Source organism: Mycobacterium sp. (assembly GCF_032162605.1).
Lineage (GTDB): Bacteria > Actinomycetota > Actinomycetes > Mycobacteriales > Mycobacteriaceae > Mycobacterium.
This window is the reverse complement of the sequence record NZ_JAVROT010000549.1, coordinates 1-7,388: the sequence shown is the minus strand read 5'-3', so window position 1 is coordinate 7,388 and position 7,388 is coordinate 1. Positions and strand designations below refer to the sequence as shown.

The 7,388-nt window shown below is 65.7% G+C and carries 8 protein-coding genes, 2 tRNA genes and 1 pseudogene; 7 read left to right on the top strand and 4 right to left on the bottom strand.

Annotation, left to right across the window (positions count from 1 at the left end):
* Positions 1 to 70 precede the first annotated feature (70 nt).
* The 4 genes from QOI01_RS30410 to QOI01_RS30395 are packed head-to-tail and all read left to right on the top strand — an operon-like array spanning position 71 to position 3,418.
* Positions 71 to 1,342, top strand: a complete 1,272-nt coding sequence (locus QOI01_RS30410) for an SAM-dependent methyltransferase (protein WP_526386992.1) — start codon at positions 71 to 73, stop codon at positions 1,340 to 1,342.
* Positions 1,342 to 2,112: a DUF1295 domain-containing protein gene (locus tag QOI01_RS30405; protein ID WP_526386994.1), complete on the top strand. Its 771-nt coding sequence runs from the start codon at positions 1,342 to 1,344 to the stop codon at positions 2,110 to 2,112. The genes QOI01_RS30410 and QOI01_RS30405 overlap by 1 nt, the downstream gene beginning before the upstream one ends.
* An 11-nt stretch (positions 2,113 to 2,123) precedes the next feature.
* Complete coding sequence (locus QOI01_RS30400; protein WP_526386990.1) at positions 2,124 to 2,705, top strand: RNA polymerase sigma factor; 582 nt, start codon at positions 2,124 to 2,126, stop codon at positions 2,703 to 2,705.
* Positions 2,702 to 3,418, top strand: a complete 717-nt coding sequence (locus QOI01_RS30395) for an anti-sigma factor (protein WP_526386988.1) — start codon at positions 2,702 to 2,704, stop codon at positions 3,416 to 3,418. The genes QOI01_RS30400 and QOI01_RS30395 overlap by 4 nt, the downstream gene beginning before the upstream one ends.
* 4 nt (positions 3,419 to 3,422) lie before the next feature.
* Here QOI01_RS30395 and QOI01_RS30390 read toward each other — a convergent pair whose 3' ends face one another.
* A complete protein-coding gene (locus QOI01_RS30390; protein WP_526386986.1) occupies positions 3,423 to 4,550 on the bottom strand; it encodes a carboxylate-amine ligase in 1,128 nt (375 codons plus the stop codon).
* A 126-nt stretch (positions 4,551 to 4,676) separates the two neighbouring features.
* On the opposite strand from QOI01_RS30390, the gene QOI01_RS30385 reads away from it, so the two are divergent.
* Positions 4,677 to 5,498: an LLM class F420-dependent oxidoreductase gene (locus QOI01_RS30385; RefSeq protein WP_526386984.1), complete on the top strand. Its 822-nt coding sequence runs from the start codon at positions 4,677 to 4,679 to the stop codon at positions 5,496 to 5,498.
* A gap of 1 nt (position 5,499) precedes the next feature.
* On the opposite strand, the gene QOI01_RS30380 is transcribed toward QOI01_RS30385, so the two are convergent.
* A complete protein-coding gene (locus QOI01_RS30380; protein ID WP_526386982.1) occupies positions 5,500 to 5,676 on the bottom strand; it encodes a CsbD family protein in 177 nt (58 codons plus the stop codon).
* A 73-nt stretch (positions 5,677 to 5,749) separates the two neighbouring features.
* On the opposite strand from QOI01_RS30380, the gene QOI01_RS30375 reads away from it, so the two are divergent.
* Positions 5,750 to 5,825 (top strand) — tRNA-Arg (locus tag QOI01_RS30375).
* Between the two features lie 44 nt (positions 5,826 to 5,869).
* On the opposite strand, the pseudogene QOI01_RS30370 reads toward QOI01_RS30375, so the two are convergent.
* Together QOI01_RS30370 and QOI01_RS30365 are read right to left on the bottom strand one after the other, a co-directional pair.
* Positions 5,870 to 6,151, bottom strand: a pseudogene (locus tag QOI01_RS30370) (tyrosine-type recombinase/integrase); the annotation flags it as partial.
* Positions 6,152 to 6,272: 121 nt separating this feature from the next.
* A tRNA-Ala gene (locus QOI01_RS30365) sits at positions 6,273 to 6,344 on the bottom strand.
* 802 nt (positions 6,345 to 7,146) lie between these two features.
* Here QOI01_RS30365 and QOI01_RS30360 point away from each other — a divergent pair.
* Positions 7,147 to 7,388: ABC transporter substrate-binding protein (locus QOI01_RS30360; RefSeq protein WP_526386980.1), on the top strand; the 242-nt coding region annotated here is incomplete at its 3' end.

Below are 7,388 nucleotides of genomic sequence, written 5' to 3'. Positions count from 1 at the left end.
CGCTATGGGCTCGACGGGTACCGGTGGTTCCACAGCCGAAGGCGGTCAAGAGGGAAAGGGTGGATTCACTGTGACCATCAATTCGACCGGAAACATCAGTACGGCACTGGATCCCGCCCGCTGGCCGTCGGTTGCCTGGGTTCCCGGGGGCCTGGTCAGCTTGGTGACGGCACGGGTCGCGGAGTCGTTCCTGTGCCGCGCCGCAGCGCGACTTCCGCTGCGGCTCCGCTATCCCGACGGATCCGTCATCGGCGCCGCCGATTCGACGTTGCCGACGATGGACATTCACCTGCCCACTGCGCTTTTCCGGCGAGTCGGTAGATCCGGGCTGATCGGCTTCGGCGAGTCGTACATGGCGGGCGAGTGGAGCTCCGATGACCTGGCGGGCCTGCTCACCGCCTTTGCCAACTCGATGGCAGACCTCGTTCCTCCTGCTCTGCAATGGCTTCGGCCATTCGCCGTGGTGCGGCATCCGAGCACGATGTACAACAGCCTCAAGCAGGCCCGCGACAACATCGCCGAGCACTACGACCTGTCCAATGACCTGTTCGCGGAATTCCTCGACGGCACCATGACCTACTCCGCCGCATTGTTCGACAACTCGCAGCCCGAGTGGTCCGCATTGGAGGACGCCCAACGTCGCAAGATCGACCGGCTGCTCGACTCGGCGCGCGTCGGACCGGGCAGTCACGTGCTCGAGATCGGCACGGGCTGGGGAGAATTGTGCATTCGCGCCGCTTCGCGTGGTGCTCAGGTGCACTCCATCACCCTGTCCGCCGAACAGCAGCGCCTGGCCCGGGAGCGCGTCGCCGCCGCCGGCTTGTCCAATCAGGTGACGATCGAACTCAAGGACTACCGCGAAGTCGAGGGGCGCTACGACGCCGTCGTCTCGGTCGAGATGATCGAGGCGGTGGGATATCGATTCTGGCCCACGTACTTTCATACCCTGGATCGCCTGGTCTCGCCGGGCGGGCGCGTGGCGATCCAGGCCATCACCATGCCACACGGCCGGATGTTGGCTTCCCGCAACACGTACACCTGGATTCAGAAGTACATCTTCCCCGGCGGGATGATTCCCTCCGTGGAGGCCGTCGTCGGCATCACGGAGCGTGAGACGCGCCTGCGCACGGTGAACATGCTGTCGTTACGGCTCCACTACGCCGAGACGCTGCGCCTGTGGCGGGAGCGCTTCAACTCGCAGCGATATTCGCTGTCTGCGTTGGGGTTCGACGACGTCTTCGAGCGGATGTGGGATCTTTACCTGGCGTACTCCGAGGCCGGCTTCCGGTCCGGTTACCTCGACGTCTACCAGTGGACCTTCGCACCGACGGGTACCACCTGATGAACTTCCTCGTCGTTTCCGTTGCGTCACTGGCGATCCTGGTACTGGTCTACGGCGCCTCGTTCGTCATCGGGCGTCGGATCGGCCGCTACAACGTCGTCGACGTGACGTGGGGCGCGAGCTTCGTCATCGTGGCAGCGGTCGCGGCGGTCATCGGTAGCGGTGACCTCTTCCGGCGGCTCCTGGTGTTCGCTCTGGTCACCGTCTGGGGTCTGCGGCTGGCGTGGCACATGATCGGCAAGTCCGCGGGCAAGGGCGAAGACCCGCGCTACGACGAACTGCTGAAAGGCGACTTCTCCGCCGCCAACGTGATCCGCAGGATCTTCCTCATCCAGGCCGCCTTGGCGTGGTTCATCTCCCTGCCTCTGCAACTATCGGCCTCACTGCGTGCGACGCCCTCTGGCTTGCTGCCCGTGTTGATCGCCGGGGTGGCGCTGTGGGTCGTCGGCGTCCTGTTCGAGGCGGTGGGAGATCACCAGCTGCGCCAGTTCAAGGCCGACTCCGCCAACAAGGGGAGGATCATGGACCGCGGCCTCTGGTCCTGGACACGTCATCCCAACTACTTCGGCGATTCGGCGGTGTGGTGGGGCCTGTGGCTGATCACCATCACGGGCTGGCTGTCGTTGACGACGGTGCTGTCGCCCGTGGCGATGACGTACTTCCTGGTGTATGCCACCGGCGCACGGCTGACCGAGCGAATCATGGCCGACCGCCTGGGATTTCGTGAATATTGCGCTCGCACTTCGTTTTTCGTGCCCCGACCGCCCTGATCGCGAATGTCGTGACTACTCTCGATTCCGCCAGTAAGCTTCGCGGCGTGACAGCCGACCTCGACGCTTTGTTGCGCCGGGTGGCGCAGCAGGACGTCGACGCGTTCGCCGCGTTCTACGACAACACTCGAGCGAGGGTGTTCGGGCTGGTGCTGCGTGTGCTCCGCGACCCTGGCTACAGCGAGGAAACCACTCAGGACATCTACTTGCAGGTGTGGCGTAACGCCGCAAACTACAACCCGTCGGCGGGCACTCCCCTGGCATGGCTCATGACGTTGGCGCACCGCCGGGCGGTCGACCGGGTGCGCTCCGAGCAGTCCGCCAGCCAGCGCGAGTCCCGGTACGGAGCCGCCAACTTCGAAGTGCCCGCGGACCGGGTCGCCGAGGCCGTGATCCAGCTCGATGAGCAGCGGCAAGTAACCCAATGCCTGGATTCGCTGACCGATCCGCAGCGCGAATGCATTCAATTGGCGTACTACGAAGGCCTGACCTATGTACAGGTATCAGAGCGTTTGGCGGCGAACCTTGCCACCGTCAAGTCACGGATGCGAGATGGCATCCGTGGATTACGCAAGTGTCTGGGGGTCTCGTGACCGAGCCGCATGACAACGACGATTTACTGCTACTTGCCACGCCGTACGCACTGCACGCGATGCCGCAGTCCGATCTCGACGACATCGACAGGCAGCTGGCCCACGCGCCAGCGCCCGTCGCGCTCGCCTTCGCCGACGAGGTGCGTGCCGTCCGGGAGACGATGGCACTGGTGTCGGCCTCCACCGCGGCCGAGCCGCCGACGGACCTTCGCGAGCGCCTGCTGACCGCCGTCGGCGGGGGCAGGGTGGTCGAACTGCGTCCTCGATCGACCCGTCGGCGCGCCGCTGCGATCGCGATCGCGGCCGCCGTGGCGATCGGCCTCGGCGCTGCCGGCATCGGATTCGCAATCCGGCCGGAGCAGACGCAGTCGGCGGCAGAGCAGATCTTCGCGGCTCCGGACGTCCGGACCGTCTCGGGCGACATCCCGACCGGGGGCACCGCCACGGTGGTGTTCTCACGGGAACGCAACGCGGGCATGCTCGTGATGAACAACGTCGCGCCGCCGAAACCGGGAACCGTCTACCAGATGTGGCTGGTCGACGCGCAGGGTCCGAAATCGGCAGGAATCATGGACGCGGCAGCCGTCGCGCCGTCGACCACTGCCGTGCTGCCAGATCTCGGGGACTCCAAGACCCTGGCCTTCACGGTCGAACCGAGCGGCGGGTCGACGTCGCCCACCACCCCGATCTTCGCCGCGCTGCCGCTGGCCTGACGCGTCACACGCCCTCCACGGTGGCGGCCGCCGCTTCTTCGATGACGTCGGATGCGTCGCGGCGACGATTCCAGGCCCTGCGCTGACGGGCGGCGCCATTGCCGTCGGCGACGACCCGCCGGAGTTCGGCCTTGACCATGTCGTACTCGCCGAGGGTGGTCAGAGCGGGTTCGAGTCGATCGACGAACGCGTCCAGTAGCGCGGGGGCGGGCCTGCGCGCATGACTCTCCCCGAGGTCGATCAGCTCACCTTGGAGCCCCTCGTGGGCGGCCTTCCAATACGCCGCCTTGAGGGCGTGCGGGGTCAGCGGCGGTATCGGCTCGCCACGTTCCTCGTCGTCCATGACCGTCATGACGAGCGCCCTGACGAGGGTGGCGAACAGAACGGTCTCGGCGACGGTGGCGGGGACGTCGGCGACGCGTACCTCGATCGTCGGGAAGTTGGCGGACGGGCGGGCGTCCCAATAGACCATTCCGTCGTCGAGCATCGCCCCGGCGTCCAGCATCATCCGGACCGCAGCGTCGTAGTCGGCGGCTGACTCGAAGTGCGGCGGCGGGCCGGCACTGGGCCATCGCGCCCACAGCACGCTGCGCCAGCTCGCATGTCCCGAGTCGGCGTTGCGGTACACGGCCGAGTTGGCCGTCAGCGCGAGGAGCAGCGGCAGCGATGACCGCAGCCGGTTGCTCACCTGGATCGCCACCTCGCGAGTCGGGACGGCGACATGCACATGGCAGCCGCAGATGCCCTGTTCGTGCGCGATCATGCCGAACCTCTCCGCGATCTCGCGGTAGCGCGGCTTGTCGGTGATCGGAAACTCGTGCGCAACGGTGGGCGGCAGAGACACGGCCAGCAGTCGTGCACCCGCCGCATTGGCCGCGTCGGCGGCGACGCGGCGCAAGCGGGTCAGATCGCGTCTCAGGTCATCGCTCGAGGACGCGATGTCCGACGTCGTCTCGACCTGGCAGGTGGTGAGCTCGAGCTCCAGTTCGACACCGCGTCGGGCGGCATGCTCGGCGACTGCGGTATTGAGGGGAACGGGCTCACCGGTGTGCGGATCGACGAGAAGGAACTCCTCCTCGACTCCGAACGTCGGGGGGTCGGGGGTGTTGATCCGGCCCGCCGGGTTGTTCACGACGGACCGGATCAGGGTGACACTCCTCTTGCTGACGCGATGAACTTCGCACAGCTCGAAGTCATTAGTGCCCCGCTCCTTCAGGGGTCAAACATTCGATTTCGAACCGGCACCTAAGCTCGGATCATGGCACGTGATTTTCGGTTCGGGTTCGGTCTGCACGCCGCACATCGGCAGTCGTCGGTTCAAGACCGGGCCCGCCGTGCGGAGGACATGGGTTACGACGTTCTGCACGTGCCGGACCACCTCGGTGCGCCCGCACCCTTCCCGACGTTGATGACGGCGGCGGCGGCCACCGAGACCCTTCACGTCGGCACGTTCGTGCTCAACGCCGGCTTCTACAAGCCTGCCCTGCTGGCCCGCGACGTCAAGGCGATGCGGGACCTGACCGGCGGACGCCTGGAGCTCGGGCTCGGCGCGGGTTACGTCAAGGAGGAGTTCGAGGCCGCCGAGATTCCGTACCCGACCGCCGGGCAGCGAGTCGACCATCTGCGGCGCATCACCGAATATCTGGGCGAGCACCTGCCGGAGGTCCCACTTCTGATCGCGGGCAATGGCAACCGGCTTCTGACGGTCGCCGCGGAGAAGGCACAGATCATCGGCCTCACGGGAGGCGACCCGGCGAGCGAGGGCGGCGACCCTCTCGCCGAACGGATCACGTTCGTGCGCAACGCCGCTCCCGAACGCTTCGACGACCTGGAGCTGAACATCGCCATCACCGCGATGCCGATCGACGACTCAGGTACCCCCGACCTCTCGATCACGCGGCGCTTCCTGCCGGAGCTGACCGACGAACAACTCCTGAGGACGCCAGGCGTGCTGTCGGGATCGACGACGGACATCGCCGACGAGATCCGCCGCTACCGCGACACCTACGGGGTCACCTACATCATCGTTCAGCAGCCGCACGCCGAGGCGTTCGCGAAGGTGATCGCCGAGCTGCGGTGAGTCAGCGCCCGCGGACGGCGTCCTTGAAACGCTCGCCTGACATCTTGACGCGGGCCTTCACCTGATCGGCCTTGCCCTCGTTGCGCAAGCGCGGATTATCGGTCATTTCGCCGAGGTTCTCCTTGACCCGGCCGGCCAGCCGGTCGACGGTGTGGCGGGCCTTCTTCGATGTGCTCATGGCGGTGTTTAGCCCGAAAGCGGTGGTGGGAAACACGGAGCCCCAAGTCGGTCGGTATGCTGCGAGCCGGTCCGCCCCCGTAGCTCAGGGGATAGAGCACGGCTCTCCTAAAGCCGGTGTCGCATGTTCGAATCATGCCGGGGGCACCAAGTGTTTTTGCAGTTCAGGCATGTTTTCCAAGCGTCCCCCGCTATCAGGTGGCCAGTCTGCTGGTCGGCGCCTGGTCGGTGCGCCAATGACACGAAGTGGCGCTCACTGGTCCCCGACGGCCTCTCGTGGCGGCATCGAGGCGTATCGCGACATCGTCAAGGTCGGTCGGGAAGAGCCCTGCATAGTGGTTCAGCGTCGTCGCAGCCGATTCATGGCCAAGTAAGCGCGCAACCGCAACGACCGAGGCCCCCGCTTGTATCGCGAGCGACGCTGCGGTGTCACGGAGGTTGTGCGGAGTGATCGTCAGACCCAGTGCAGCCGTAGCCGCATTGCAATTCTCTACTAATGAGGCGTTGCCACGACCGACGACTCGCCGGTGACAGCGCTCGCGCTGGCGCCGCGCGTTGGCAGTCCGTCAAAACGTCGTCGGTTCCCAAAGACCCAGCGGCTTAGGGGAATCGAACCCCTGACCTTCTCGATGCGAACGAGACGACTTGGGCGTTTGTCGCCACTGATCGCGTTGGGCGCGTTCATAATTGGCAGGTCAAGAAGTCGTCGACGTTGGCTATCTGAGGCCGTTGCCGGAGCTACTGCGGACGGACTGTGCGGCCGCAACCGCATCAGGCACGTCGTCGGCCACGTCGAGCACGTCGTTCTCGTTGACAAGGCTTTGCTGCCCACGATCCGTAGGGCGCGATGGGCGCGTCGAAGAACACCCGGCGACCGTCGGCCAGCCTGCCGACACCGTCGCTTGCCTACGACTGACGGCAACGCCGGAGGCCCGCGTAGAAGGCGCCCGACGCTTCGGCAAGATCACGTTGATTGACACCTGCGGCCAGCACATCCATGACCATCAACGCCCCTGGTGGTACTCGTTCCCCGAATGCTGGATCTGACGAACGCGCACATCTCTACTTCCTCGTCTGTCGGATGTACTGCTGCCGCTGCCGGGAGCCGAGCACCAGCCGCCCCGGCGAACGACTCGACCGCGTGGCCCGTGACGCCCGACGCGTTGCAATCGGTTGCGAGATGGACTCCTGAACGACGCCCATAAGCCGGTCGCCTCACCATTGACTCCATGGAATTGAGTCCGGTGAGCAGGGGGCCGCGATGGTCACGCTGCCCGTGTCCCTCGTAGTCCGCGGCTCGACCGGACGTCCCCGAAGCTGATCTTCGGCGGCCTCCAGCTGCCCTCCGTACCCCAATTCACATCTCGTTGACACGTCCGTAGGACTGTGTCACGCTTCACTGCAATCGATTGCAAGTGACGTACGCGACAGTCGGCCGCGACGCGCAATCGTTCTGACAGTGAGGTTGGACATGCGCAGAACCCATTTATTTCGCCTACTCGCCATCGCGGTCGTAAGCGTCGCAGCCCTGGTTCTTGCCGGCTGCGGTGGCTCTGGATCCAGCGGCCCCGCGAACAGCGGCCCGCTCAAGGTCGGCGCCTCTCTGTCGCTCACCGGTGACTTCTCGGATTCCGGCAAGGCTGCCCAGCGGGGATACGAGCTCTGGGCCGACACGGTCAATAAATCAGGAGGCATCCTCGGCCGTCACGTGGA

What these genes read in the sequence shown, in the direction of transcription:
- QOI01_RS30405 (WP_526386994.1), top strand. Translation starts at nt 1,342, where the DNA reads ATGAACTTCCTCGTCGTTTCCGTTGCGTCACTGGCGATCCTGGTACTG.
- QOI01_RS30385 (WP_526386984.1), top strand. Translation starts at nt 4,677, where the DNA reads ATGGCACGTGATTTTCGGTTCGGGTTCGGTCTGCACGCCGCACATCGG.
- QOI01_RS30380 (WP_526386982.1), bottom strand. Translation starts at nt 5,676, where the DNA reads ATGAGCACATCGAAGAAGGCCCGCCACACCGTCGACCGGCTGGCCGGC.